We start from the raw sequence: 1,041 nt of genomic DNA, 5'->3' as shown, positions 1-1,041 counted from the left end.
CTAGGGCCTGTATCGAAGTAGTTCAGAGCCACTCGTTGATCGCGGCGATGTGCGCGGTGGCTTCGTAGCGGACGGCGAGTTTGTCGTAGCGGGTGGCCACAGCACGGTGGCGTTTGAGCCGGTTGATGCCGCACTCCACCGCGTGCCGCTGCTTGTAGGTCTCGGGGTCGAAGGCCGGTGGCCGGCCGCCCTTCGACCCTTTAGCCTTGCGGTGAGAGTCCTGATCAGCCTTGCTCGGAATAGTCGCCTTGATCCCGCGCCCGCGCAGGTGAGCACGGTTGGCCTTCGAGGTGTAGGCCTTGTCGGCAAGGACACGATCCGGGCGGGTGCGGGGCCGGCCACCGGCCGGGCGGGGCACCCGGATCCCGGCCAGAACCGGAATGAACTGCGGGCTGTCGCCACGCTGCCCGGCGGTCAGCACGATCGACAACGGCTTCTGCCCCTGCTCACACCCCAGATGCAGCTTAGTGGTCAACCCACCGCGAGACCGGCCCAACGCGTGATCATCAGGCTCGGTGGTGATCCCGCCGGGCGGCTCGGCCTGCAGATCCCCCTTTTCCGGGCACCCGCCGCATGCTGATGCGCCCGGGCGATCGTGGAATCCACGCTGACATCCCACGTGATCCGCCCGACCGCCTCAGCCGCGGCCTGCAACGAAGTCAGGATCGCCTGCCAGACACCAGCACGCTGCCAGCGTCGGAACAACCCATAAACCGCTGCCCAGGACCCATATCCCGGTGGCATGTCCCGCCACGGGGAACCGGTGCGGACCCGCCACCGAATCCCGTCGATCAACTGCCGCTTGCTCCACAACGACGGCCGACCCGGTCGTGACGGCGCGGGCAGCAACGGCTCCAGCACTGCCCACTGCTCGTCGGTCAGGTCGAACCGCCTCGTCACCGCTAAGGTGTCCACGAGGTCTCCGGTGATGTTCAGGTTCTTCTTGGTCGACGAACCAACTACCGGAGACCTCCCTACTTTCCATCACCGACACGCCCACACCAGCTCAACCTGCTGAAGAAGACTTCGATACAGGCCCTA

1 pseudogene is annotated in these 1,041 nt (G+C 66.1%); it reads right to left on the bottom strand.

The features are described 5' to 3' along the window. Nucleotides 1-22: 22 nt before the first annotated feature. Nucleotides 23-900, bottom strand: a pseudogene (locus ACZ3HL_RS44770) (IS5 family transposase). Nucleotides 901-1,041 lie beyond the last annotated feature (141 nt).

The organism is Amycolatopsis sp. NPDC000009, assembly GCF_055563465.1.
Note: the sequence above shows the minus strand (reverse complement) of the source record. Positions and strands in the feature narration are given on the sequence as shown.